At 55.6% G+C, this 25,743-nt stretch carries 21 protein-coding genes and 1 riboswitch; of the genes, 12 read left to right on the forward strand and 9 right to left on the reverse strand.

What is annotated here, in order from left to right:
• The first annotated feature begins 90 nt into the window (after window positions 1–90).
• The 3 genes from pyc (at window position 91) to C7476_RS20800 (ending at window position 5,752) form a co-directional block, all read left to right on the forward strand.
• On the forward strand, window positions 91–3,606 hold the full coding sequence (gene pyc / locus C7476_RS20790) for a pyruvate carboxylase (RefSeq protein ID WP_181872536.1): 3,516 nt from the start codon (window positions 91–93) through the stop codon (window positions 3,604–3,606).
• Between the two features lie 188 nt (window positions 3,607–3,794).
• Window positions 3,795–4,541, forward strand: coding sequence for a DeoR/GlpR family DNA-binding transcription regulator (locus C7476_RS20795; protein WP_245426440.1), 747 nt, complete (start codon window positions 3,795–3,797; stop codon window positions 4,539–4,541).
• 44 nt (window positions 4,542–4,585) lie between these two features.
• On the forward strand, window positions 4,586–5,752 hold the full coding sequence (locus tag C7476_RS20800; protein WP_114431789.1) for an MFS transporter: 1,167 nt from the start codon (window positions 4,586–4,588) through the stop codon (window positions 5,750–5,752).
• Between the two features lie 108 nt (window positions 5,753–5,860).
• Here the strand turns inward: C7476_RS20800 and C7476_RS20805 are convergent, their stop codons facing one another.
• Together C7476_RS20805 and C7476_RS20810 are read right to left on the reverse strand one after the other, a co-directional pair.
• Window positions 5,861–6,982 carry a patatin-like phospholipase family protein gene (locus C7476_RS20805; protein ID WP_245426441.1) on the reverse strand — a complete coding sequence of 374 codons (1,122 nt, stop codon included), beginning with the start codon at window positions 6,980–6,982 and terminating at the stop codon, window positions 5,861–5,863.
• Window positions 6,979–7,758, reverse strand: a complete 780-nt coding sequence (locus C7476_RS20810) for a 3-hydroxybutyrate dehydrogenase (protein WP_114431771.1) — start codon at window positions 7,756–7,758, stop codon at window positions 6,979–6,981. Before C7476_RS20810 ends, C7476_RS20805 begins: the two co-directional genes overlap by 4 nt.
• A gap of 196 nt (window positions 7,759–7,954) precedes the next feature.
• Between C7476_RS20810 and ispG the strand changes: the two genes are divergently transcribed.
• Window positions 7,955–9,211 (forward strand): flavodoxin-dependent (E)-4-hydroxy-3-methylbut-2-enyl-diphosphate synthase, encoded by a 1,257-nt coding sequence (gene ispG, locus C7476_RS20815; RefSeq protein WP_425374015.1) that lies wholly within the window; start codon window positions 7,955–7,957, stop codon window positions 9,209–9,211.
• Window positions 9,212–9,214: 3 nt separating this feature from the next.
• Here ispG and C7476_RS20820 read toward each other — a convergent pair whose 3' ends face one another.
• Window positions 9,215–10,132 carry a polyprenyl synthetase family protein gene (locus C7476_RS20820; protein ID WP_114431791.1) on the reverse strand — a complete coding sequence of 306 codons (918 nt, stop codon included), beginning with the start codon at window positions 10,130–10,132 and terminating at the stop codon, window positions 9,215–9,217.
• A 284-nt stretch (window positions 10,133–10,416) separates the two neighbouring features.
• On the opposite strand from C7476_RS20820, the gene mtgA reads away from it, so the two are divergent.
• Together mtgA and rpmF are read left to right on the forward strand one after the other, a co-directional pair.
• Complete coding sequence (mtgA, locus tag C7476_RS20825) at window positions 10,417–11,040, forward strand: monofunctional biosynthetic peptidoglycan transglycosylase (RefSeq protein ID WP_342633355.1); 624 nt, start codon at window positions 10,417–10,419, stop codon at window positions 11,038–11,040.
• Between the two features lie 164 nt (window positions 11,041–11,204).
• Window positions 11,205–11,387, forward strand: a complete 183-nt coding sequence (rpmF, locus tag C7476_RS20830; RefSeq protein WP_008121851.1) for a 50S ribosomal protein L32 — start codon at window positions 11,205–11,207, stop codon at window positions 11,385–11,387.
• 76 nt (window positions 11,388–11,463) lie between these two features.
• On the opposite strand, the gene C7476_RS20835 is transcribed toward rpmF, so the two are convergent.
• Together C7476_RS20835 and phaR are read right to left on the reverse strand one after the other, a co-directional pair.
• Window positions 11,464–11,742: a cupin domain-containing protein gene (locus C7476_RS20835; protein ID WP_114431772.1), complete on the reverse strand. Its 279-nt coding sequence runs from the start codon at window positions 11,740–11,742 to the stop codon at window positions 11,464–11,466.
• Between the two features lie 44 nt (window positions 11,743–11,786).
• Complete coding sequence (gene phaR, locus C7476_RS20840) at window positions 11,787–12,395, reverse strand: polyhydroxyalkanoate synthesis repressor PhaR (protein ID WP_114431773.1); 609 nt, start codon at window positions 12,393–12,395, stop codon at window positions 11,787–11,789.
• A 261-nt stretch (window positions 12,396–12,656) separates the two neighbouring features.
• Here phaR and C7476_RS20845 point away from each other — a divergent pair, with 261 nt between their 5' ends.
• From C7476_RS20845 to C7476_RS20870, 6 genes are all read left to right on the forward strand, one after another.
• Window positions 12,657–13,841, forward strand: a complete 1,185-nt coding sequence (locus C7476_RS20845) for an acetyl-CoA C-acetyltransferase (protein WP_114431774.1) — start codon at window positions 12,657–12,659, stop codon at window positions 13,839–13,841.
• Window positions 13,842–13,971: 130 nt separating this feature from the next.
• Window positions 13,972–14,697 (forward strand): beta-ketoacyl-ACP reductase, encoded by a 726-nt coding sequence (gene phbB, locus C7476_RS20850; protein ID WP_112531010.1) that lies wholly within the window; start codon window positions 13,972–13,974, stop codon window positions 14,695–14,697.
• Between the two features lie 557 nt (window positions 14,698–15,254).
• A complete protein-coding gene (locus tag C7476_RS20855) occupies window positions 15,255–18,305 on the forward strand; it encodes a helicase-related protein (protein ID WP_114431775.1) in 3,051 nt (1,016 codons plus the stop codon).
• A 2-nt stretch (window positions 18,306–18,307) separates the two neighbouring features.
• A complete protein-coding gene (locus C7476_RS20860; RefSeq protein WP_114431776.1) occupies window positions 18,308–18,730 on the forward strand; it encodes an RNA-binding S4 domain-containing protein in 423 nt (140 codons plus the stop codon).
• Window positions 18,731–19,004: 274 nt separating this feature from the next.
• Window positions 19,005–19,343: a ferredoxin FdxA gene (fdxA, locus tag C7476_RS20865; RefSeq protein WP_112531007.1), complete on the forward strand. Its 339-nt coding sequence runs from the start codon at window positions 19,005–19,007 to the stop codon at window positions 19,341–19,343.
• A gap of 354 nt (window positions 19,344–19,697) precedes the next feature.
• Window positions 19,698–20,297: a CarD family transcriptional regulator gene (locus C7476_RS20870; protein ID WP_114431777.1), complete on the forward strand. Its 600-nt coding sequence runs from the start codon at window positions 19,698–19,700 to the stop codon at window positions 20,295–20,297.
• A gap of 51 nt (window positions 20,298–20,348) precedes the next feature.
• Here the strand turns inward: C7476_RS20870 and C7476_RS20875 are convergent, their stop codons facing one another.
• The 4 genes from C7476_RS20875 to thiB all read right to left on the reverse strand — a co-directional run bounded on the left by C7476_RS20875 (window position 20,349) and on the right by thiB (window position 25,373).
• Entirely contained in the window at window positions 20,349–21,776 is a 1,428-nt protein-coding gene (locus C7476_RS20875) for a M48 family metalloprotease (RefSeq protein ID WP_114431793.1), read from the reverse strand.
• A 199-nt stretch (window positions 21,777–21,975) separates the two neighbouring features.
• Window positions 21,976–22,650: a thiamine ABC transporter ATP-binding protein gene (locus C7476_RS20880; protein WP_114431794.1), complete on the reverse strand. Its 675-nt coding sequence runs from the start codon at window positions 22,648–22,650 to the stop codon at window positions 21,976–21,978.
• A 76-nt stretch (window positions 22,651–22,726) separates the two neighbouring features.
• A complete protein-coding gene (gene thiP, locus C7476_RS20885; RefSeq protein WP_114431778.1) occupies window positions 22,727–24,352 on the reverse strand; it encodes a thiamine/thiamine pyrophosphate ABC transporter permease in 1,626 nt (541 codons plus the stop codon).
• A gap of 4 nt (window positions 24,353–24,356) precedes the next feature.
• Window positions 24,357–25,373 (reverse strand): thiamine ABC transporter substrate binding subunit, encoded by a 1,017-nt coding sequence (gene thiB, locus C7476_RS20890; protein ID WP_114431779.1) that lies wholly within the window; start codon window positions 25,371–25,373, stop codon window positions 24,357–24,359.
• Window positions 25,374–25,419: 46 nt separating this feature from the next.
• A riboswitch (TPP riboswitch) is annotated at window positions 25,420–25,538 on the reverse strand.
• Between the last annotated feature and the right edge of the window lie 205 nt (window positions 25,539–25,743).

Consider the following 25,743-nt stretch of genomic DNA (forward strand, 5'->3'; position numbering starts at 1 on the left):
TGCTCGGCCGAGCGCCGGGCATTTTGCTATTGGACATTTGAGGTTCTTATGTTCAATATGTATTTGTTTGCACTGCAGCAATCCTGAGAAATGTTGTTGCAGCCCAATCCATTTCAAAGCGCTTTTTCGCTGTCTGGAGTTTTCGCCTTGCCTATCAAGAAAATACTCGTCGCCAATCGATCAGAGATTGCTATCCGCGTTTTCCGTGCGGCCAACGAACTTGGCATGAAAACCGTGGCGATCTGGGCGGAAGAAGACAAGCTTGCGTTGCATCGCTTCAAGGCGGACGAGTCGTATCAGGTGGGTCGTGGTCCGCATCTGGCCAAGGACATGGGCCCCATCGAGAGCTACCTCTCAATCGAGGAGATCATCCGGGTTGCGAAGCTTTCGGGCGCCGACGCTATCCATCCAGGCTACGGTCTTCTATCGGAAAGTCCGGAATTTGCCGACGCTTGCGCGGAGGCCGGCATCATCTTCATCGGACCAGAACCGGAGACTATGCGCCGGCTTGGTAACAAGGTTGCCGCGCGCAATCTGGCAATTGAAATCGGCGTTCCGGTGGTTCCCGCCACCGAGCCGCTGCCTGACGACATGCAAGCTGTCAAGGCAATGGCCGAACAGATTGGCTACCCGGTGATGTTGAAGGCATCATGGGGCGGTGGTGGGCGCGGCATGCGTGCGATTTTTTCGCCGGATGACCTTGCCCGCGAAGTCACCGAGGGCAAGCGTGAAGCCAAGGCCGCTTTTGGCAAGGATGAGGTTTATCTTGAAAAGCTCGTGCAACGCGCCCGTCACGTTGAAGTACAGATTCTTGGCGACACGCATGGCAATGCGGTGCACCTTTTTGAGCGCGATTGCTCGATACAGCGACGGAACCAGAAGGTAGTCGAACGCGCTCCAGCGCCTTACCTCACGGACAGCCAACGCAAGGAAATATGCGACTACGGTCTGAACATCGCTAAGGAGACAAGCTACATCGGCGCGGGCACCATCGAGTTCCTGATGGATGCTGATACCAATGAGTTCTACTTCATCGAAGTGAACCCACGAATCCAGGTCGAGCACACTGTCACCGAGGAGGTGACTGGCATCGACATCGTCAAGGCGCAGATACGCATTCTTGAAGGTGCGGCGATTGGCACGCCGGAGTCGGGCGTACCCGCGCAAAAAGATATCAAGCTCAACGGCCACGCCTTGCAGTGCCGCATCACTACTGAGGATCCGGAACAGAATTTCATTCCGGACTATGGTCGCATCACCGCCTATCGAGGCGCCACGGGTTTCGGCATCAGACTGGACGGTGGCACAGCCTATTCCGGCGCGGTGATCACGCGATTCTATGATCCACTGTTGGAAAAGATTACAGCTTGGTCGCCAACAGCGGAAGAAACCATCCACAGGATGCATCGTGCGCTGCGCGAGTTCCGTATTCGCGGTGTCGCCACTAACCTTACCTTCCTTGAGGCGATCATCACACACCCGAGATTTCTCGATAATTCCTATACGACCAAATTCATCGATACGACGCCCGAACTCTTTGAACAGGTGAAGCGGCAAGACCGTGCAACCAAACTTCTGACCTATCTTGCGGACGTAACCGTAAACGGTCATCCGGAAACCAAGGGCAGGGCCGCGCCCTCCAAAGATGCGGCGCTGCCGCGCGTTCCTTTCGTCGAAACGCCTATCCCCGACGGCACCAAACAGTTGCTTGATCAACTCGGGCCGCAAAAGTTTGCCGAGTGGATGCGCAATGAGAAGCGCGTGCTGTTTACGGACACCACGATGCGCGATGGGCACCAATCCCTCTTGGCTACGCGAATGCGGACCTATGATATTGCTCGCGTTGCCGGTACTTATGCACGCGCCCTGCCACAGCTCTTCTCGCTGGAATGCTGGGGCGGTGCTACTTTTGATGTGGCAATGCGGTTCCTGACGGAAGACCCGTGGGAGCGCCTCGCTGAAATCCGTGAGGGCGCGCCGAATATCCTTCTGCAAATGCTGCTGCGCGGCGCCAATGGCGTTGGTTACAAAAGCTATCCGGATAATGTTGTCAAATATTTTGTAAGCCAAGCGGCAAAAGGCGGTGTGGATGTTTTCCGCGTGTTCGATAGTTTGAACTGGGTTGAAAACATGCGTGTCACCATGGACGCGGTCGTTGAGGAGAACAAGCTCTGCGAAGCAGCCATCTGCTATACGGGCGATATCCTCAACTCGGCGCGGCCAAAATATGACCTGAAATATTACGTCGACCTGGCGCAGCAGGTGGAGAAGGCCGGGGCCCATGTCATCGCCCTCAAGGACATGGCGGGTCTTTTGAAGCCAAATGCTGCGAAGGTTTTGTTCAAGGCGTTGCGCGAAGCAACCGACCTGCCGCTGCATTTCCACACGCACGATACGTCGGGTGTTGCCGCAGCAACTGTTCTTGCAGCGGTGGATGCAGGTGTTGACGTGGTTGACGCTGCGATGGATGCACTCTCCGGCAATACCTCGCAGCCATGCTTGGGTTCGATCGTTGAGGCATTAAAAGGTACCGAGCGCGATCCCGGCCTCGATCCCGAGTGGATACGCCGAATTTCGTTTTATTGGGAGGCGGTGCGTACGCAATACGCGGCTTTTGAAAGTGACTTAAAGGGGCCGGCCTCCGAGGTCTACCTTCACGAAATGCCCGGGGGGCAGTTTACCAATCTCAAGGAACAGGCTCGCTCGCTTGGACTTGAGACGCGTTGGCACGAAGTTGCGCAAACTTATGCGGACGTCAACCAGATGTTCGGCGATATCGTCAAGGTCACTCCATCCTCCAAGGTTGTCGGAGATATGGCCCTGATGATGGTCAGCCAGGATCTGTCTGTCGCCGACGTGGAGAACCCCGATAAGGATATAGCATTTCCCGATTCAGTGGTGTCGATGATGCGCGGTGATCTCGGTCAGCCGCCGAAAGGTTGGCCGAAGGACATTCAGAAGAAGATTCTGAAAGGTGAAAAGCCATTCACCGACCGGCCGGGTGCACTTTTGGCGCCCGCGGATCTCAATGCCGAGCGGAAAGAAATCGAGACTAAGCTGGAACGGAAGATCAGCGATCAGGAATTTGCCTCGTATCTCATGTACCCCAAAGTGTTCACGGATTTTGCAGTAACGCACAATACATACGGCCCGACGAGTGTACTGCCGACGCATGTCTACTTTTACGGACTGGCGCAGGAGGAGGAAGTGTTTCTCGACATCGAGCGCGGCAAGACGCTCGTCGTGCGCAACCAGGCAGTGGGTGAACCCGATGATAAAGGAATGTGCACCGTTTTTTTCGAGATGAACGGTCAGCCGCGGCGCGTGAAGGTCCCCGATCGTGCGCGTGCCGGCAGTGGCGCTGGCGTAAGACGCAAGGCGGAGCTTGGAAATGACAAGCAGGTGGGAGCGCCCATGCCGGGCATTATCTCAACTGTGGGCATTGCAAGTGGACAGAAAGTCAATGCGGGAGACGTTTTGCTCTCCATCGAGGCGATGAAGATGGAGACTGCCTTGCGCGCCGAACGAGATGGCACAATTGTGGAAGTACTCGTGCGTGCCGGCGATCAGATAGACGCAAAGGATCTTCTCGTCGTTTACGAATAGGCTTGTGGCAATTCGCAGGCATGAAAAAGGCCCATATGGGCCTTTTTTGTTTTTGGCTTGCGTGCAAAATCCCCATTCATGCAAATATGCGCATAATCTATTGCCGATATAGGCAAATGTGGTTATGGTGACCGCATGTGCAGGGGTGTTCTATGCTGAAGGATTTATCGCCGGACGAAAGAAAAAGTATGATCCTCCAGAGGATCAATGAGTCCGGCCGCGTGCTGGCGAATGCGGTCGCATCAGAATTTGGCGTCTCAGAAGACTCCATACGCCGCGATCTTCGGGAACTGTCCGAACAGGGCCTCGTCCAGCGATTCCATGGAGGCGCTGCAAGAAGCAGATCAGGTCCCCGAAGCTTTCAGCAGCGTGCTCGCGATGAGACCGCCGGCAAGAAGGCAGTCGCTGTCGCGTGCGCTGCCCGCATCCCGATGAATACAACGATGCTTCTCGATTCCAGCACGACGGTGTTGGAATTCGTTCGTGCACTCCCCAGAGATCTTCAGGTATGCATCATTACCGGTTCCCCGGATATCGCTTCGGCGGCGCTCGACCATCCCTGCTGCGAGGTCATTCTTCTGGGTGGAAGCCTAAACCGGCTGACGCGCAGTGCCATCGGGCAATCCACGCTGGCCGAAGTCCAATCGATGCGTGTTGACTATTGTGTTCTCGGTGCATGCGCCGTCGATGAAGAGTTGATGCTGCGTGCCGAGAACTATGATGATGCACGCATGAAACTTGCCCTTGGTCAGGCATGCAATGAGATCATTCTCCTGGCAACAAGCGAAAAGCTTGTCAAGCAGGCTCCCTTTGCCATTGGCCCGGTATCGCTCGTATCCACCCTTATAACCGACCGGACGGCAGATCGGTCGATTCTGGAGCGGATAAGCAGGGCGGGCGTCGAAGTGATCGTCGCAGACGATCAACTCGGGTGACCGGAATGTCTTCGCAGTATCAGCGCACAACAGGTGATGATCCAATGGATGCCTCTGTCTACCTCAGGAAAGCTGTTTATGGTCGGTGGGCCGTCGCCTGCGCGTTTTTCTTCAACGGCTTCCTCGTCGGCAGCTGGGCGCCGCAAATTCCCGTATTTATGGTACGCCTCGGGATCAGCGAATTCACGCTCGGATTGCTCATCCTGGTTTTTGGTATAGGCGCACTCGCTGCCATGCCGTGGTGCGGTTATCTGATCAGCCGTTTTGGATCGCGGGCGGTCGTAAAAGGCTTTGCGATTTTCTGCTCCTTCTCGCTATTGCTCGTCGCTCTCGCCCCAAACGTCTCGACAGCTGCGCCAGCCCTGTTTCTCTTCGGTGCTGTGATTGGCGGCATGGATGTGGCGATGAATGCAAATGCGGTGGAGGTGGAGAAAAAGCTTTCGCGGGCGGTCATGTCGTCATCACATGGATTTTGGAGCCTTGGCGGGTTTGCCGGCGGTGCGCTGGGTGGATTGGTGATCGAAGCGCATGGCCACTTGGCTCATGCGCTGGTGGTTACGCTGATCGCTATCCTGCTCGGGATCGTGGCTTTCGGCTACATGATTACAGAAGACGCGCCTGTGGCACAGGAAAAGCACAAGCTTGAGTTCCCGACCAATCCATTGATCTATCTCATCGGATTGATGGCGTTGTTTTCCATGGTGCCCGAGGGTTCGGTGCTCGATTGGGCTGCGCTCTATCTTCAGCAGGAGCGTGGCGCAGACATTGCAACCGCCGGTTTCGCCTTCGCCGCCTTTTCCGGAACAATGTCGATCATGCGCTTTCTCGGCGATGGCGTTCGCAACCGCTTCGGTGCAGTGAAAACATTGCGCTATTCGGCACTTATCGGCGCAACCGGCATGTTGATAGCCAGTGTCGCTCCCAATTCCTGGATTGCGATACTCGCATTTGCATTCGCTGGGCTCGGTATCGCAAATATGGTCCCAATCGCCTTCTCGGCAGCAGGAAATCAAAAAGGGACGTCTTCCGGGGTGGCACTCAGCATGGTGACGCTCATGGGCTATTCGGGTATTCTTGTTGCCCCGTCGGCCATAGGTTTTGTCGGCGGCAGAACCGGATTCGGACCAGTCTATATGGTGCTCGCCGGATTGCTCATCGTTGTGTTTCTGATGTCCAATCTGGCAAAGAGCGCCGATGTAGACCGATCCTAAAGCAATTCCAGGAAAAGTGGGAACCAATTTTCCGTCCGGAATTGCATAAAAACAAAGAGTTAGAGCAATTCCGTGATTCGAAGAAAAACGGAATTATTCGAGAGACGACTAAGCGCGCCGGGCGACAGTGGCGGGCTTTTTCCGCTGCAGGAGAAAATCGCTCACGCGTTTGCCGGGCTTGTGAGACTTCAGTCCGACGCTCATTTCCGGTGTCAACTCGCTGGTCAGATCGAGTGTGGCATGTTCGCCGACAGCATCGAAATTTTCCTCCAGCCAATCGCCTGCGGCTGCTCGGCCAAGATCGCGCAAATATTCAAGGAACGCCCATTCGGCGTTGATTTTGGACGACGAAGACAGGCCCTCGAGCGCTTCGTCGGCGTCGATGCGGTGCATTCGAATGTTGCGGTATTCACCATGCTCCAGCCTTCCAGCTTTGATCAGCGAATTGACGAATGCAATCGAACGGAACTCACGTAGAAGGGCAGCATTGAAGGTAATCTCATCGATGCGGTCGGTTATTTCGCGTGCTGTCTTGGGGGTGCCGCGTCTTTCGATCGGATTGATCTGGACCAAGAGGACGTCTTCACTCTCACTCGAATAGAAGAACGGGTACAGCGCCGGATTGCCGCCATAGCCGCCATCCCAATAAGGTTCGCCGTCAATTTCCACTGCCTGAAAAATATATGGAAGGCAGGCTGACGCCATGACCACATCTGCATTGAGTTCCGATTGCGAAAAGACACGCAGCCGCCCGCTCTCTACATTAGTCGCAGAAACGAAGAGCTTGAATTGAGAACAGGCCCGTACCCGGTTGAAATCGATTTCCTTTTCAACCACGTCCCGTAGGGGGTTGAGATTGAATGGATTGAACTCGTAGGGAGAAAACAATCGGGAAAACTGTTCGAACAGGTTGTAGCCGAGTCCATGTTCAACTGACCAGTTGCCGAAGAATCGATCCCATGGAGTGCGCTGGACAGGGCTGAATTGCCCTGTTCGCCCCACCGCCCGCCAGAATTCGTGCAACTTTGCCCGGGCGCCTTCAGCTCCATTGTGTGACCACCCGTCGGCGAGGGCTACGGCGTTCATTGCACCTGCACTGGTGCCGGATATGCCTTCGATTGTCAGTCGGCCATCCTCGAGGATGCGGTCGAGAACGCCCCAAGTGAAGGCCCCGTGCGAACCACCGCCTTGAAGCGCGATGTTGATTGTCTTCGATTTTACCTTTGTCACTGCGCTGTCCAGCCACCATCGACGGAAATGGAGGTTCCGGTGATCTGCGCGGCGGCGTCGCTGGCGAGGAATACGACGGTTGCGCCAATTTGATCCACAGTCGCAAACTCCTTGGTAGCCTGCTTGTCGAGCATGACCTCGCGGATAACGGTCGCACGATCCATATCATGCGCTTTCATCTGATCAGGTATCTGCGCCTCGACGAGCGGCGTAAGTACGTAACCGGGACAGATTGCATTGCTCGTGATGTGTTTTTCCGCAACTTCCAGCGCAACAGTCTTGGTAAAGCCAAGGACGCCATGCTTAGCCGCGACATAGGCGGATTTGAAGGGCGAGGCCCTCAGCCCATGAGCTGACGCAATATTTATGATGCGCCCCCACCCAGCCTTCTTCATGTAAGGCAAGGCGGCAGCGGTCGTATGGAAGGCAGACGTCAAATTAATCGCGATGATCGCATCCCATTTTTCAGTAGGGAATTCGTCAACAGGGGCGACGAACTGAATGCCAGCATTATTCACAAGAACGTCCAGAGTGCCAAAGGCCTCAGCTGCTTTATCGATCAGGGCACGGCATTCAGCACCATTCGACATGTCTGCCTTGATGTAGGCAACACTGACACCATGTTTATCGGCGATTTCTCGAGCGAGTGCATGATCTTCGGGCCGATCAGTGAATGAGTTGATCACAACATTGTATCCTGCCGCAGCAAGAGCATGCGCGGAACCGAGCCCAATGCCGGAATTCGAGCCTGTAACGACTGCGGTCTTTTTGGCCATGATTATTTCCTTGATTGATCAACCGTGCGTGCAGAAGGCCGACAGAATATATTGCATCGCAGCAAAATTGCTAGATGTGCAGTATGAACACTTTGTCATCCAAGCTCTGTAGTGCAGGTGTAGCCATCCTCGGTAAGTACGGAGTTGACAAATGATGATAGCTGCGCCACCTGAACGGCATATCTGGAGCTTGACGATGTCAGACTATTACTCGCAACCTTTTGGCCGCCGGTCGTCGGTCGGTGTCGATGTGGGCGGCGTCATGGTGGGTGGCGGCGCGCCGGTTGTCGTTCAATCGATGACCAATACGGATACCGCCGATGTGGATGGTACTGTGGCGCAGGTTGCCGCTCTTTCCAGAGCGGGCTCGCAGATCGTCCGCATTACAGTTGACCGTGATGAATCGGCTGCAGCTGTACCGAAGATACGTGAACGCCTTGACCGGCTGGGTCTCCCGGTCCCGCTCGTGGGTGACTTCCACTATATCGGCCACAAGCTTCTGGCTGACCATCCCGCTTGTGCCGAGGCGTTAGCCAAGTATCGTATCAATCCAGGCAACGTTGGATTCAAGGACAAGAAGGACGCACAGTTCGGCGCCATCATCGAAATGGCAATCCGCTACGACAAGCCGGTTCGCATCGGTGTAAACTGGGGTTCGCTCGATCAGGAACTGCTGACTGCCCTGATGGACCAGAATCATGCCGCTGGCGCGCCCCTGACTGCGGATGCTGTAACGCGGGAAGCGATTGTGCAGTCGGCGCTCATTTCATCGCAACTTGCTGAAGAGATCGGCCTGCCGCGTTCGAGAATCATTCTCTCGGCAAAAGTAAGCCAGGTTCAGGATCTGATTGCGGTTTATGCCGAATTGGCACGACGGTGTGACCACGCGTTGCATCTTGGGCTGACCGAAGCCGGCATGGGTACAAAGGGCATCGTGGCTTCTTCGGCCGCGATGGGCATTCTGTTGCAACAGGGTATTGGTGACACGATCCGCATTTCGCTGACGCCGGAACCGGGCGGCGATCGTACTCGCGAAGTCCAGGTGGCGCAGGAACTCTTGCAAACTATGGGCTTTCGGCAATTTATCCCGATAGTCGCCGCATGTCCTGGCTGCGGCCGCACGACGTCAACGGTGTTCCAGGAACTGGCCCAATCGATCCAGAGCGATATCCGCACCAATATGCCGATCTGGCGCGAAAAATATCCAGGTGTTGAAGCGCTGAACGTCGCCGTCATGGGATGCATAGTCAATGGTCCCGGCGAGTCTAAAATGGCCGATATCGGCATTTCGCTGCCGGGCACCGGCGAAACACCGTCCGCCCCCGTATTTGTTGACGGCAAGAAGGTTGCAACCTTGCGTGGCGCCGGTATCGCTCAGGAATTCCAGAAAATGGTGGCAGATTACATCGAAAACCGCTTCGGTCTTGGCGCGGGCTCGCACGCGGCAGAATAGTTACTAGCTCTGCCTTTCGGCAATAAAGCGCGCCGCATCCCTAAGCAGGGCTGCTTGCTCACCAAAGGGGGCAAGGAGCTCTTCCGCCTGCGCGATCAGACCGACCAACTGGCGTTGAGTCCACTCGATGCCATGCATGGAGACTAGTGTCGCCTTGCCTGCCGCGGCATCTTTGCGCGTCGCCTTGCCCATGTGGCTCGCATCAGCTGTAACATCGAGCAGATCATCGGCAAGTTGGAAGGCGAGGCCAATGGCAGCGCCGTATTCCGCCAGCCGCTCGCGGTCCTCAAGGCTGGCGTGGCCGACGATAGCACCGGCCTCGCAGGCAAAACGGATCAGTGCTCCGGTCTTCATCGCCTGCAAGCGGATAATGCCTTGTTCGTTTGGTTTGACCTTCTCCGCCTCAAGATCGAGCGCTTGGCCACCCACCATGCCTCCGACGCCTGCGGCACGGGCGAGCGTCGCGATCAGCGCTATTCTTGCTTGGGGATCAAGTTCAGTTTCCTCGCTGGCAATCAATTCGAAGGCATAGGTTAAAAGGCTATCTCCAGCAAGGATGGCAGTGGCTTCATCGAATTTCCGATGCACCGTCGGTTGGCCGCGCCGCAGGTCATCATTGTCCATGGCTGGCAGATCATCGTGGACGAGAGAATAGCTGTGAATGCATTCGAGCGCCGCAGCAACGCGCAAAGCGGCAAGATTATCCGCTTTAAAAAGAGCAGCGCTTTCCATAACCAGAAACGGTCGAAGGCGCTTGCCCCCATTCAATACACTGTGGCGTATTGCAGCCATCAATCGGGGCGGCCGACTAATCTCGCCGGTTTGCGGGCGATCCGACAGCAAATTACCTAGTAGCGCTTCGACTGAAGCTGCGCGCTGCTGCAAGGTTATCTGGAACAACGAGAAATCCCGATCTGTCATCATGGTCAGCCAATTGCCGATAAATCGGCTTCCGGTCAATGGCCCCTGCGCAAACGCGATTGCATTTCTGCAGTGGTCTCTGTGTGTACGGCTCAGAAAATCGTAGAAAGAATTCCCTTCTGTTGCTCTTTGCTTTATGTCCGACAGGAATATTCAAATGGAAGATATGTGTGGCAAGGCTTCTCGTCAGAAACAAGCGGGGCAGAGGTTATCTGGTCAATCCTGGACGTTCGCCCGTCGGGCGCGCCGTGCGCTATCTGATTCTGGGGGGAATCATATTGATCATGTTGCCGATTATCCTGCTCAGTCTCTACCGATTGCCCTTCATTCATCCGATTTCTACGTTGATGGTGAAAGATATTGTGACGTTTTCTGGTTATGATCGCCGCTGGGTGCCACTCGACCGGATATCTCCATCTCTCGTCAATTCGGTGATGATGTCTGAGGATGCGAGGTTTTGTTTTCACAATGGCGTTGACTGGGATGCATTGAATTCCGTCGTTTCGGATACGATTGACGGCGAACAGACGCGGGGCGCATCGACGATTCCGATGCAGACAGCCAAAAACCTGTTCCTGTGGACAAGTCGCTCATTCATCCGCAAAGGACTGGAAGTACCCCTGGCTGTGCTGACGGATCTCATTCTGCCCAAACAGCGGTTGCTGGAAATCTACCTGAACATCGCTGAATGGGGCCCCGGCATTTATGGTATCGAGGCCGCGTCGCAATATCATTTCAAGACAAGCGCAGCAAAGCTTTCGCCGCGTCAGGCCGCTTATCTTGCGGTGACGTTGCCTAATCCAATTGTGCGCAACCCAGCGCGGCCTGGCCGTGGTATGCAGACATTGGCACGGGTCAACGAACGCAGAGCACGTGGCGCCGGAGCCTATGTCGGATGCGTGAACTAGGTGAATCTGCCGATAAAAGCCCGGGCGACAAAAAATATGCGAGTCCTGCTGGTCAAAAGCCCTCAGGACGTGTATAGCCCCACCGAACTTTCCGGAATTTTGTCCATTGCGACAGGCTCAATCGGGCCAGTGCCGGATTTTGACTGATTACTGGAGCTGGAACAATGGCTGTACCTAAACGAAAAACTTCTCCGTCGAAGCGCGGCATGCGCCGTTCCGCTGACGCGCTGAAGGCACCGACTTACGTCGAAGACAAGAATTCAGGCGAACTGCGCCGTCCGCATCACGTCGATCTGAAGACCGGCATGTACCGTGGCCGTCAGGTTCTGACGCCGAAGGAAGGCTAATCCTCTTCCGAATTCGCACTAAAAAGACCGGCCGCTGTGCCGGTCTTTTTTTGGTGCGATGCGCCCAGTACTTGAGCTATTTCAGCTCGATCTCGATAAAAGCATATTCAACATCATTGGCGTTAACGACATCGTGCTCGACGCCCTCAGTCCGGAAATAGGGCACGCCCTTTTTCATTTCAGCAAATGATTCGCCGTCCTTCGTCACCAGCTTGACCCGTCCGTCCATAAGCGGGACGACGACATAATCATGCGCGTGCCGATGCCAACCCGTGTTCTCTCCGACAGCAAAACGATACTCGGTAACGACAACGCGCTCATTGTCAATGAATACCGTTGCTTTCGCCGCTGCCATACCGAGTACTCCGCCGTTGATTGTTAGCCTGTACCCAGCGATCGCTATTTATCGAGGGAGTCGAGTTTGCGCTGCATAGCGGCAATCTGCTCCTTCAACTCATCAAGACCCGTATCCTTTGCAGGTTTCTCGGGCGTGGGTGCAGCATCGGGCTCAGAAGTGGTGGTCTTGTTCAAGGGAAAAGGCGTGAACATGCGCATGGCATGCTGCAACATTTCCGTGTTGCGACGCACCTGCTCTTCGACCAATTTGAGCGGGGCGCTAACATTCATCATGTCCATCGGCGTCTTGCCGAATGCCGCCGTCAGCTGCTCGCGCATGCGCTCCTGCTCCTTTGCAAAGGCTGACATGGACTGCTCAAGAAACGTTGGAAGTACAACCTGCATTTGATCGCCATAATAGGCAATCAATTGGCGCAGGAACGGAATAGGCAGCATGTTCTGCCCGTCTTTGTTTTCGAGCTCGAAGATAATCTGGGTGAGAACCGAGTGAGTAATGTCCTCGCCAGTCTTTGCATCCTGAACCGTAAAGTCCTCGTTGCGCTTTACCATCTCGGCCAGGTCTTCCAACGTCACGTAAGTACTTGTTCCGGTGTTGTAGAGACGCCGGTTGGCGTATTTTTTTATGACGATGTCCCCGGTTTTCGCTGCCATTGCTCAACTCCCCAAAACTTCGTTTCCTCCGCCGAATTTGCGTGCCGGCTTACGGATAGACTTGAGAGGATAGGGGCAAAGTGCGCCAATTCAAAGCGATTTGTGCATTGCATTCAACGCAGTGCGTTGCGTCCAATGCTGCAGTGCGATGAGCGATATTTGCGTCTGATACTTAAATGGGCCTTGTCAAACTGTTGAAGGCAGCTAATTCTGACCGATATATGCTTTATGAATTCAGAATGACAAATATGAGGAAACGTTATGACCCAATCTATCGTCATCGCCAGTGCCGCCCGTACCCCTGTTGGATCGTTCAACGGTGCGTTTGCCAATGTTCCGGCACATGAGCTGGGCGCAGCCGTCATCAAGGAAGTTCTGAGCCGCGCTGGGGTCGACGGGGCGGACGTCGATGAGGTGATCATGGGGCAGGTGCTCGGCGCTGGCGAAGGCCAGAACCCGGCGAGACAGGCAGCAATGGCCGCCGGTATCCCGCAGGAAGCGACCGCTTGGGGCCTGAACCAGGTTTGCGGTTCCGGATTGCGCGCGGTTGCTCTTGGCATGCAACAAATTGCCATGGGTGATGCCAATATTGTCGTTGCCGGAGGTCAGGAATCGATGTCCTTGTCACCCCATTGCGCGCATCTTCGCAGTGGTACCAAAATGGGCGACATGAAGCTGATCGACACGATGATCAAGGATGGCTTGACCGATGCATTCCACGGTTATCACATGGGTATTACGGCCGAAAACATCGCCACCAAGTGGCAGTTGACCCGCGAGGAGCAGGACAAGTTCGCGCTCGGCTCGCAGAACAAAGCCGAGGCAGCTCAAAAGGCTGGCAAGTTCAAGGATGAAATCGTGCCGTTTACGGTTAAAACGCGCAAAGGCGACGTTGTCGTCGCTGACGATGAATATATCCGTCATGGAGCAACACTGGACTCACTGGCGAAGTTGCGGCCGGCTTTCGACAAGGACGGGACTGTGACTGCAGGCAATGCATCGGGTCTCAATGACGGGGCCGCCGCGGTTGTGCTGATGAGCGAGGAAGAAGCCAAGCGCCGCGGTATCAAGCCACTGGCAAGGATCGCATCCTGGGCAACAGCTGGCGTTGACCCATCCATTATGGGCACGGGCCCTATTCCTGCTTCGCGCAAGGCTCTGGAGAAGGCGGGCTGGACAGCAGACGATCTTGATCTCGTCGAGGCGAACGAAGCGTTTGCGGCACAAGCCTGCGCCGTCAACAAGGACCTGGGGTTCAACCCCGACATAGTCAATGTAAATGGTGGCGCAATTGCCATCGGCCATCCAATTGGCGCCTCCGGTGCTCGCGTTCTCAACACATTGTTGTTCGAGTTGAAGCGTCGCAACGGCACAAAGGGCCTCGCTACGCTTTGCATCGGCGGCGGCATGGGTGTCGCGCTTTGCGTAGAGCGCATCAAGGACTAACGGGGCTTCACCGGCTCAATATTATTGGGCCGGTTTTATGTCGACGGTTGCTGGTCCAACCAATCAGCCGTTTCACGTTTTCATAGTCGCGCTGCGTTATACGAGATCAGTTTCAGGGAGGTATGGGCAAATGACAAAGACAGCAATTGTAACCGGCGGGACTCGCGGTATAGGTGCCGCAATATGCGTCGCTCTGAAAGCCGCAGGCTACAAGGTTGCGGCTAATTATGCTGGCAATGATGAGGCTGCCAAAGAATTCGGAAAAAAGACCGGAATCGCGACCTATAAGTGGGATGTCTCCAATTATGAGGAATGCGCAGCAGGTATTGCAAGGATCGAAGCAGAACTCGGTCCTGTCGCTGTGCTGGTGAACAACGCCGGCATCACTCGCGATGCCATGTTCCACAAGATGACACCGGGCCAATGGAGTGACGTAATCAATACCAATCTTACCGGTCTGTTCAACATGACCCATCCAGTGTGGAGCGGTATGCGTGACCGCAAATTTGGCCGGGTGATCAACATTTCTTCGATCAACGGACAAAAGGGCCAGGCGGGCCAGGCCAACTATTCGGCTTCAAAGGCGGGTGATATCGGCTTCACCAAGGCTTTGGCCCAAGAGGGCGCGCGTGCCGGTATTACGGTCAATGCCATCTGCCCTGGCTACATAGGCACTGAGATGGTGCGGGCAATTGACGAGAAGGTGCTCAATGAGCGGATAATTCCGCAAATTCCCGTCGGACGCCTTGGTGAACCGGAAGAAGTAGCGCGCTGTGTGGTGTTTTTGGCATCCGACGATGCGGGTTTCATTACCGGGTCCACGCTCACGGCCAATGGCGGACAGTATTCGACCTGACGTAATGGAAGATGCGTGGCGAGCACCCTGAATCTTGTCCTATAAAACTTGTGAATGATTGCGTGTGGTGCAGTTTCTGTTGCGGCAGCACCGAATATGCGTGGTGAACAAAACGGAAACTCTCGCGTCGCGCCGATTCCATTTGGCTCGACCAGTATGACTACGACAGCTGTTGGAGCAAGCTTGCATGGATCAGCTAACTACAAGAAATCATTGGTCTTTAGTGCTGATAAACTCGGTAACAATCATGAGTTGACATGCGCCGCTCTCAAAAATGCAACCTGGCGAGGCCTATTTTCAATGATTCAGCATGTAGTGCGATTTATTGCCGGAGAAGCTAGATATGGCCGTGAACAAATCAGGAATCACATCCTAGAGCCGTTTCGTAGCTGATTCGTTCGCCTCGCGTTCTATTTCGTTACGGTACACTCCGTGAATCGGTTCGCGATTGTTTATCTGGATTGCCCCGCCTACCTTTCTGTCGGACGCTTAAAATGCTAATCGAAAATGCATGCCCGGCTTTCACTGCCTTGGTGGCCGGTATTGGATTGTAATTGATGAACCTCATGCCCAACCCCGAACTTCCCCTGGTCTTAACCGGCCGCGATGTTACAGCCATTCTGGGGCCTACAAACACAGGGAAAACCCATCTAGCGATCGAGCGGATGCTTGCCCATCACACCGGAATGATTGGCTTGCCACTTCGTCTGCTTGCCCGGGAGGTTTATCATCGTGTGGCAGACAGGGTGGGGCTGGCAAATGTCGCGCTGATTACCGGTGAGGAAAAGATCAATCCACCTGGAGCCCGCTATTCGGTCTGCACGGTTGAAGCGATGCCCCGTCAAACCGATGTGGATTTTGTCGCCATCGATGAAGTGCAGCTCGCCAATGATCTTGAACGCGGCCATATTTTCACCGATCGCATTCTGCATCTGCGTGGTCGTCAGGAAACGTTGTTGCTTGGCGCGGCAACGATGCGCGGCATACTGGAGAAGCTCTTGAGGGGCGTTTCTGTCGTAACGCGGCCACGGCTTTCAAATCTCGCTTATGCAGGATCCAAGAAAATAACCCGCCTGCCGCCCCGATCCGCGATAGTGGCCTTCGCGGCCGAGGAGGTTTACTCCATCGCAGAGTTGATACGGCGTCAAAGTGGTGGCGCCGCGGTGGTCATGGGTGCTCTCAGCCCGCGCACGCGTAACGCGCAGGTCGATCTCTATCAATCTGGTGATGTCGATTATCTGGTCGCCACAGACGCGATTGGCATGGGCCTCAATCTCGATGTCGATCATGTGGCCTTCGCTCAGGACCGCAAATTCGATGGCTACCAATTTCGTAACCTCTCCCCTGGAGAGATAGGGCAGATAGCCGGACGCGCCGGCAGGCATTTGCGTGACGGTACGTTCGGAGTCACGGGCCAGGTGTCGGGGTTCTCGGAAGAACTCGTACAGAGAGTGGAATCCCATTCCTTCGACGCCGTCAAGATTATGCAGTGGCGCACGGCTCGCTTTGACTATTCCAGCCTGGATGCGCTGAAGAGATCCATTGATATGCCTGCGCCTATCGAAGGATTGACGCGCGCTTTGCCTGCGGTCGATCAACAGGCGCTGGAATATTTGTCCAACGATCCGGACGTCGCGCCGCTGGCCAATACGCCTGAACGTGTAGCTCTTTTGTGGGATGCTTGCGCGCTACCCGATTATCGCAAGATCGCTCCGGCGCAGCATGCCGATATTATCGCATCGATCTATACCGATCTCGCGGATAAGGGCCATGTGAACGAAAATTACATGGCCGAAGAGGTCCGCCGCGCCGATTCTACGGATGGCGATATCGATGCGCTTTCACGGCGGATCGCCCAGATCAGAACCTGGACTTTTGTGTCTCACAGGCCCGGATGGCTTGCAGATCAGGCACATTGGCAAGAAAAGACGCGTGAAATTGAGGACAGATTATCAGATGCACTGCATGAAAGGTTGACGAAACGCTTCGTAGACCGCAGGACAAGCGTGCTTATGAGGCGCCTGAGAGAGAATACAATGCTAGAAGCCGAAATTAGCCCTGCCGGGGACGTCGTTGTCGAGGGGCATCATGTTGGACGTTTGGATGGGTTCCGTTTCACCACGGACACCCAAGTCGATGGAACGGACGCAAAGGCCGTCAAGGCTGCAGCGCAGAAAGCGCTTGCGACGGAGTTCGAAAATCGCGCCGAGCGGTTCTCCGCTTCGGCCAATGGCGATTTCGCTCTCGGCTCCGACGGTACTTTGCGATGGATCGGCGCGCCGGTCGCCTCGGTCGTCTCGGGTGAGCAAGCACTGAAGCCGCGTGCTGTTCTGCTTGCCGACGAGCAATTGACAGGTCCGGCGCGGGATAAGGTCGCGGCCCGCGTCGATCGCTTTCTCGCTCATCACATCGAGACGATACTGAAGCCACTTGTCGATCTTGCCAATGCCGATGCGCTGGTTGGTATCACCAAGGGCCTTGCTTTCCAGCTTGTCGAGAATTTCGGCGTCCTTCAGCGCCGGGATGTGGCCGAAGACGTACGTGGCCTTGATCAGGATTCACGAGCCGCTCTTCGCCGTCTTGGTGTCCGCTTCGGGGCTTATCATGTATTCCTGCCCGCTCTGCTCAAGCCTGGACCAGCCGGTCTGCTCACGCTTTTGTGGGCCCTCAAGGAAGATGCCAAGGATCGCCCCGGCTATGGAGATGTAGTACAGGTCTTATCTGCTGGACGCACATCTGTGGTTACTGATCCCACCTTTGATCCAATCTTCTATCGACTTGGGGGCTACCGTCTTCTCGGCCGGCGCGCAGTGCGAATCGACATTCTTGAGCGCCTCGCCGATCTTATCCGGCCTGCACTTGGCTGGAAGCCTGGAATAGGCACACGGCCGGACGGCGCGTATGATGGAACTCGCTTTGTGGTGACTCCGTCGATGATGTCGATCCTCGGCGCTACCGCCGACGATATGGAAGAAATTCTCAAAAGTCTGGGCTATCGTCCTGAATCGGTCGAAGCAGCAATTGTTGCTGCCAAACTGACAGAACTTGATACCGTGCCACTGCCTGCCGACCCAGTGGCTGTGGTTACTGCCACGTCGGGCCCAGCGGTCGCTGAAGATGAGAACGTCACACCTACGGAAGCAGCTGTTAATTCCACTGAACCGTCTGCCGACGGAGAGCTCCAGCCGGAACCGGTCGCAGAAGTCAGTGCATCCGCCCCGACTGTTGTGCAAACTGTGGCTGAAGAAGCGCCGAAGCCAATTCTGCTCTGGCGCCAGGCGCGTTTTGACGGCCGCAACAATCGCGGGCACCAGGAGAAACGCGAGCATCACCGCGGCGGACAGGCACGTAGTGCCCAAGGCGAACAGCGCATCGCTCGGAATGAACGCGACGCAAATCAGCAGAACGAACAGGGTGCTCGCAAGGAACAGTTCCGCGGCAAAGGCAAGCCCAACGGCAAGGATCGTTTTAAGCAAGGCGATAATGGAAAGTCCGCTGGCAAGCCACCGCTTCAGAAGCGCCCGGAACGTGAAGAGCGTCCGGTCAAGATCGACATGGATTCTCCTTTTGCCAAGCTGCTGGCGCTGAAGGAACAAATGAAGAAATAGGTATGGTGGGCGCGCCCTCAAATCACGACAGTGCAAGGCAGCGCATCGACAAATGGCTGTTCTTCGCCCGAGTGGTCAAATCCCGTGCCCTCGCGGCCAAGCTCGTCTCTGGCGGCAATGTTCGGTCCAACAGAGACAAGATCGATCAGCCATCGCATGGCGTGAAACCCGGGGATGTGCTTACGATCACTCTCGATCGGCGTATTCTCATTTACAAGGTGGTCTCTGGTGGAACGCGCCGAGGCCCGGCCGAAGAAGCGCGAACGTTGTACGAGGACATCTCGCCGCCACCTCCAGCCAAAGACGGCATCACTGCTCTCGACGGATTACCCAAGCGCGATGCGGGCAGCGGACGCCCGACAAAACGCGAACGTCGGCAGGTTGACCGGTTGATGCAGAACGACGACGACAATTCGGGTGGATGATGTTAAATTTCGAATATTGGCTATCGTGTCGAAATCCTCTCTACCAGTGGCTCGGAAGCTAAAATATTATTCCACGAAGCGCGTCAGTATGGGATAGGCGTTGCTTGTCGATTGCGTGTCGCAATGCCATGAATGGCGCCGTGAACGCCGATGTCCCTAGCTTTAAGGGAATCCCGACCGCGTTCTGGTGCCGCAGCCGTTTTTCCCCTCTTGTCAGCCCGGCATCGAATCGTTACCTCAACGGCTGACACGTGGTGTCTTCAGGAGCTAGTAAATGACTTATGTTGTGACCGACAATTGCATCCGCTGCAAATATATGGATTGCGTTGAGGTCTGTCCTGTCGATTGTTTCTACGAGGGCGATAACATGCTCGTCATACATCCGGACGAGTGCATTGATTGCGGCGTTTGCGAACCTGAATGCCCTGCGGAAGCTATCAAACCCGATACCGAACCGGGCTTGGATAACTGGCTGCAGATAAATGCTGAGTACGCCGAGAAATGGCCTAATATTTCGCAGAAGCGCGATGCTCCTGCCGATGCCAAGGATATGGATGGTATCGAAGGCAAGTTTGAAAAATTCTTTTCGCCAGAGCCTGGCGAGGGCGACTGATATTTTATTCGAGATTAGAAATAAATAACCGATTTTCATCGCAGGGCGCATCTTGAAATATTGCGCCTTTTGCGCGGGCGCAGCAAAAAGTTGATTCTAATCACTTTTCGTGATAGTGTAACGGCATATGTTGATCATTGGACGTCAAATTTCGTGGCGCTAAAGCATAAATCACCAATCGGCTAGATTTATTTCGGACTCTGCAGTTCAGGGCGTGTTGTTTGTTTGCCCATCAATCTGTTTTGTCCGGATTGCTTTTGCGTGACAATTGGCGGCCGACAAACCGGGTTCCGGTTTCCAGTGATTGGTTTGACCGGTGCGTTTTGCCGGGCGCAGCAAGGAGTAGTTAAGCGCATGACAGCAGTTCAGCAGAAAAAAACCGCCCAGCGTATCGGATTTAAGACGGGCGAGTTTATTGTATATCCGGCCCACGGCGTAGGACAAATTGTCAATATCGAGGAACAGGAAGTTGCGGGCCACAAGCTTGAGCTGTTCGTTATTGATTTTCAGAAAGACAAGATGCGCTTGAAGGTACCGGTCGCCAAGGCAACAGCTATCGGTATGCGCAAACTTTCGGAGACAGACTATGTTGATCGTGCGTTGAAGGTTGTCCAGGGACGCGCTCGCATCAAGCGGACCATGTGGTCCCGCCGTGCCCAGGAATATGATGCGAAGATCAATTCCGGCGACCTGATTTCGATTTCGGAAGTTGTGCGCGATCTTTTCCGGGCTGACAACCAGCCGGAACAGTCATATTCGGAACGTCAGCTTTATGAAGCAGCGCTGGATCGTATGGCTCGCGAGATTTCCGCCGTCAACAAGATGTCGGAAACGGAAGCTGTGCGTCTCATCGAGGTTAATCTCGCCAAGGGACCTAAGCGCGGTGCCAAGGCTGAAGAGGCCGAGATCGAAGCAGATGTCGTTGTTGAAGACGAGCAGGAAGAAGCCGCATAATAAGGGTTTCATCCGGCGCATAACAAAAGAGCCCGGCAATGCCGGGCTTTTTTATTCGCTGATGATCTTTACCTTGTCGCCGGCAGACACCGTTCCGCCGGGCGGCAATGCATTGATCAGGCGGAAGAGGTCGAGCTTTCGATCGGTGCCCATGATCTGGTTGGAGAGGCTGACCAGCGTGTCGCCGGGCTTGACGGTGACGACGCGGATGCGTAGGGGCTTGGTATTTGCTTTCTCCTCCGGTGTCAGCAGGTGGAAGCTCCGGATGACCGTCTGTGAAGCGGGCATCAACGCGGTGCTTCCTGTTGGAGCAGCTGTCAGGAAGCGGTAAATCCGGTTGCCTGCATTGACGACGAATATGTCGAACTCCCAACGATCGGCACGTGCTTTCGCGCTTGCCGCGGGCATTCCGTTGAAAGTCACCGCCTGAACGCTGGTATTATCGAGACCTGTGACCCAGCCGCTGCGCATGTAATCCGCCATCGACGGATTGCCGGAAACCTGCGTGCCGTCGAAGCGTATGGCCACTTCGCCCGGTCCCGTTGCCATGACCGCGTCTGCGCTGTTGTCGATAGTGAAGCCCTCAGGAACGGTGAAGCTTACGCCGAGCAGCGGATGAACGAAGTTGCGCCCGCGAACGTAACCTTCCTCGGGCGTGTCGCCATAGAGGATACCGTCGATGCCCTGAAGGAACGAGTCACGGTCGGTCGTGCCTACTCCCGGTGCGCCGATACGACGCGCATGCCCGCGCGCGAGTTCGATACGTTGTGGCGCTGATGGATGGCTGGCAAGAAAGTCGAGGCTTGCATCGGTCGCACCTGAGACGCTGCGGAAATCCGCATAGGACGCCATGGATTGCAGGAAGCGGGCGGCAGCGAACGGATCATAGCCAGCCTCGCCGATCATCTTGATGCCAATGGCATCCGCCTGAAGTTCCTGGTTTCGCGAAAATTGTGCCATGCGCAGCTTTCCTCGAATCAGCGCTTCGCGCCCGGCACTATCGTCCTGCAAGACTTCCGAAACGACGCGACCGGCAATCTGCGCCTCCTGCTCGCGCTGCTGGCGTTCGACGCCGTGATTGGCGATCACATGACCCATCTCATGTGCGATGACGGCTGCGAGTTCCGCACTGTCATTGGCGAGGGCAAGAAGACCGCGCGTCACATAAAGATAGCCGCCGGGAAGGGCAAACGCATTGATGTTGGGCGAGTTGAGAATGGTGATGCGATAGGTGTGCGTCGGATTGTCGGAAACCGTAGTCAGATTACCAACGACTTTGGCGACCATGCGTTCGAGCTTGGCATCCTTATATTCGCCGCCATAGGTCGCAAGAATGCGAGGATGCTGTTCGGCACTGAGCTTTGCCAGCCTGTCGTTCTTGGTGACATTGTCGACTGTCACCGGATTCGACGAAGGTCCTAATGCGTCCTCCTTAGTAACGTTAAGAACCTGGCACCCCGACAGGAAGGCAAGCAGCAGCGTTGCCGACACGAGATTCGTGCGGCGAGCAACTGGAAGCCATCCGTTGTCGCTAGGGGATCGGTGCGAAGCCAGTATCATGTCCTCATTGTCGTCACGCGTGGGCAGATGCGTATTTTCGTGCCCTTGCTAGCCCGACAAACAGCTGTGAGCAAGAATTTCATTGTGTTCTTGAATGTGGCAACACGTCGAAAATATGTCAAAGCGCAGAGTCTTCTGCACCGAGATATTTCCGCAACAGCGTTGGCGCCTTGGTTGAGAGCAGGTCTGCCGCCGGTCCCGAAGCAACGACTTTCCCATTGTCGAGAAAAATCAGCAAGGATTGCAGGCGCAAAGCATCGCCGGGATGATGCGTCACCATGACCACGGTCATACCGGTTTCTTTCTGCAGATCACCGACAAGGTCGAGCATCTCATGCCGCAAAGCGGGACCAAGAGAGGCGAAAGCCTCGTCAAGCAAGAGTACCGGCCGGTTCCGTACGAGCGCTCGCGCTATCGCCACCCGCTGGCGCTCGCCGCCGGACAGCGCCTCCGGCTTTCGATGTTCCTTGCCGGAGAGGCCAACCTTGTCGATTGCCTCGGCAACGGCTGCCTTGTCAGTCTCGCCCAATCTGAGGTTGGGTTTTCGGCCCAGCGCGACATTGGTGGTGACATCAAGATGCGCGAAGAGGTTATTGTCCTGGAAGACCATCGAAACAGGCCGTTCCGATGGCGCGGCATGGGTTACGTCCGCACCCGCAATTAAAATCCGGCCGGACTTAGCCGCTTCAAATCCGGCGATGAGGTTGAGCAGGGTAGATTTTCCCGCTCCGCTTGGACCTATGATCGCGGTGATGGTCGACGGTTCGATGATGAGGTCGAAATGCATCGCCATGTCATCATAGTCGAAGTCGACTGCATCGAGGCGGATGCCCGCGCCATCCTTGGTCCGGGCCTCGGTTCTGGAACGCTTAGCCAATGGTTGCGACCTCTCTCTTTGCCAGAGTGCCTGCACCTTTGTCAGCTGCGATCATCAGGAGCAAACACAGCACACCGAGGATCAATGCCAAGCCTGCCGCATCCTGTGTACGGTAGCTCCCCATGCGTTGCAGCAGCAAATAGGGCAGAGTCTGGATGGAATTGTTGCCGAAGAGAGCGATCGTTCCAAGATCGCCGAGCGACAAGGCCATCGCAAAGGCGAAAGCGACGCTTGACGGCCGCTTCAGAACCGGCCAGTCGATAAGTCGAAGCCGGTTCCATCCGGTAATACCCAATTGCGCACACAGCCGGTTGTGGCGGCTGGCCGCCGTATCCCATGTCGGGCGCAGTATGCGAAATGCAAAAGGGATGGCCATCGCGGCGTTGACGCTCACGACCATAAAGGGTGCGAGACTGAACGGATCGACAAAATGGCGTGACAAGATAAACCAGCCGGAGCCGATGACGATCGGTGGTATGACCATGATGAGACTTGCACCGCGATCGAGCGAGCGCTCAAACAGTTTTGGCGAGGCGTAGCCACGCCGGCTTGCAAGATATTCGCGGGCCACCACCAACGCCAGTGAAATGACCAGCGACAGCGCAGCCGCACTTGCTCCGAGCACGATGCTGGTCAGGATTGCGCGCCAAACAAGGCTCTCACCCAGTAGCCGGAGAAGATCGGCCGCCAGCCCCGAAACGACTGTTCCGCCTATGGGGAGCGCGACGAAAAGCAGGCCGAGGATTATCGTGGCTCCGTCCAGAAGGCGTGTCCTTAACGTTGGCTGGTCAAAGCGGCGCGTCGTCGTGTGCAGGCTGAACCCCTCCTCGGTCGGGCGCCCGCTTAAGCTCAGAACCGACAGAACCGCAATGGTCAGGCACAATTGCATAAGCGTTAGCGAAACCGCGCGGGCAATATCGAAATCGAAATGCAGGGACTGATAGATCGCAACCTCAAGCGTCGTCGCACGCGGTCCGCCGCCGAGCGTCAAGACGATGGTGAACGAGGTAATACAGAGCATGAAAATCAGCCCCGCGATTCCGGAAATGTTGCGCAGGATCGCCGGCCATTCGATCAACCGAAACCGTGCCCATTCTCCCATGCCGAGTTGGGAAGAAAGTTTCCAATAGTCTTCCGGGATGGAGTCCATGCTTGACAGGAGCAGTCGTGTTGCCAAGGGCAAATTGAAAAACACATGCGCGATGAGGATGCCGGTGAGACCGTAAATATTGGGAATGGCGTCCAGCCCTAGCCAGCTGAACAGCGCAGCAAGCAGGCCATTGCGTCCATAGATACTGGTAATACCGAGCACCGCGACAAGGGCTGGCAAAGCGAGCGGCAGGGCGAAGAGCCGCAGAATCATGGCGCGTCCGGGAAAAGCCCGATGTGCGTGGAGGGCGCGGGCAAGCGGGATGGCAAGCCCCACCGAGAGCAGCATGGAGAGCAGCGCCTGCAGCAGGGTGAAGTGGGCAATTCGCCACAGATAGCTATCGAAGGCCGCAAAGCCTTCCGTGCTGCCACGCATTGCCTCGACTGCGAGGCTTATGCATGCGCCGCCCGCAAGCACCGCAAGGAAGGCGAGGGCGAGAGCCCCCGCCAATGGCTTCAAAGCTATCAACGAGTTACAAGCTCATAGCCGAGAGCCATTCATCGATCCAGGCTTTGCGATTCCTGGCCACTTCCTCCGGTGAAAAGATTAATGTTTTCGCCGGCTTTACCAGGTCATCAAAGGCGGGGTTGAGCGGCCCACTTGTCTTTGCCGCGGGAAACATCCAGTTGCTTTCCGGAATAGTGTCCTGAAATGCCGTGCCGGTCATGAAAGTCAGGAACTGCGCGGAAAGCGGGTTTTTTGCGCCATTCACAGTTTGCGCGGCCACTTCGACCTGCAGATAATGGCCCTCTTCGAATGCAGCAGCCTGGTAACGATCGGTCTTTTCGGCAATGAGGTGATAAGCAGGCGAGGTCGTATAGGAAAGCACCAGCGGTGCTTCACCCTTGGTGAACAGGCCATAGGCTTCCGACCAGCCCGGCGTCACGGTCAATACGCGATCCTTAAGTTTACCCCAGGCGTCGCCGGCCTTGTCGCCATAGACGGACTTCACCCAGAGCAACAGGCCGAGGCCGGGTGTGGACGTCCGTGGGTCCTCGATGACGATTTTCTGGCTTGGATCCCCCTCGATCAGTTGCTTGAGACTGGCGGGCGGATTCTTGAGCTTTTCCGTATCGTAGATCACGGCAAAATAGCCATAGTCGTAGGGAACGAAAGTATCGTCCTTATAGCCGCCCGGAATGTTGATCGAACTTGTGTCGATTGCGTGCGGGGCGAAGAGTCCTGTTTCCTTCGCCTCATAGGTCAGATTTGTGTCGAGGCCAAGCACGACATCGGCTTTGGTTGAAGCACCTTCAAGTCTCAGACGGTTGAGCAGAGCGACGCCGTCCGTAACCGCGACGAAGTCCACGGTGCAATTGCACTGTTTTTGGAAAGCTTCCTTGACTTTCGGCCCCGGACCCCATTCGGCAGTGAAGCTCTCATAGGTATAGATCGTCAGTTTGCCATCAGCTTTTGCCGGTCCGGCAAGGGCAACTGCAAGAATGCCTGCGACAGTGGCAGACTTCAGAATAATGTCGAATAGCCGCATCGGCGCGCCTCCTAGAGTTGAAATTCAAAAGGATTGGTGCGCCGGCTTTATTGCCGCGTCTAATCCCTCCGCCGGTACAAACCGGATCAGGTTCCGCGGGTTGGCAGAATTTCTCCCTTAAGCCTCTCAGCCGATCCTTGCGAATTGGCACCCCGTTAGAGCATTGCAAAGATTAGAGATAAAGCTTTTGCCGTGCAAGCAATATACCTTGTCGACTGAGCGATACGCTTCCCCTTCGCCACGCCCGCTTTCGCGTCTGGCCATTGCTTGCATTGTGGGAAGACGGGCGGTCGTCGAAGCGCGTCTTGGTTGATAAATAATGCGATCCGAAGACCGCCCGCTAACGTTGTCCCCCTGCCGGCCAGCTTCT

This window comes from Phyllobacterium bourgognense, from assembly GCF_003337575.1.
Classification (GTDB): Bacteria; Pseudomonadota; Alphaproteobacteria; order Rhizobiales; family Rhizobiaceae; genus Phyllobacterium; species Phyllobacterium bourgognense.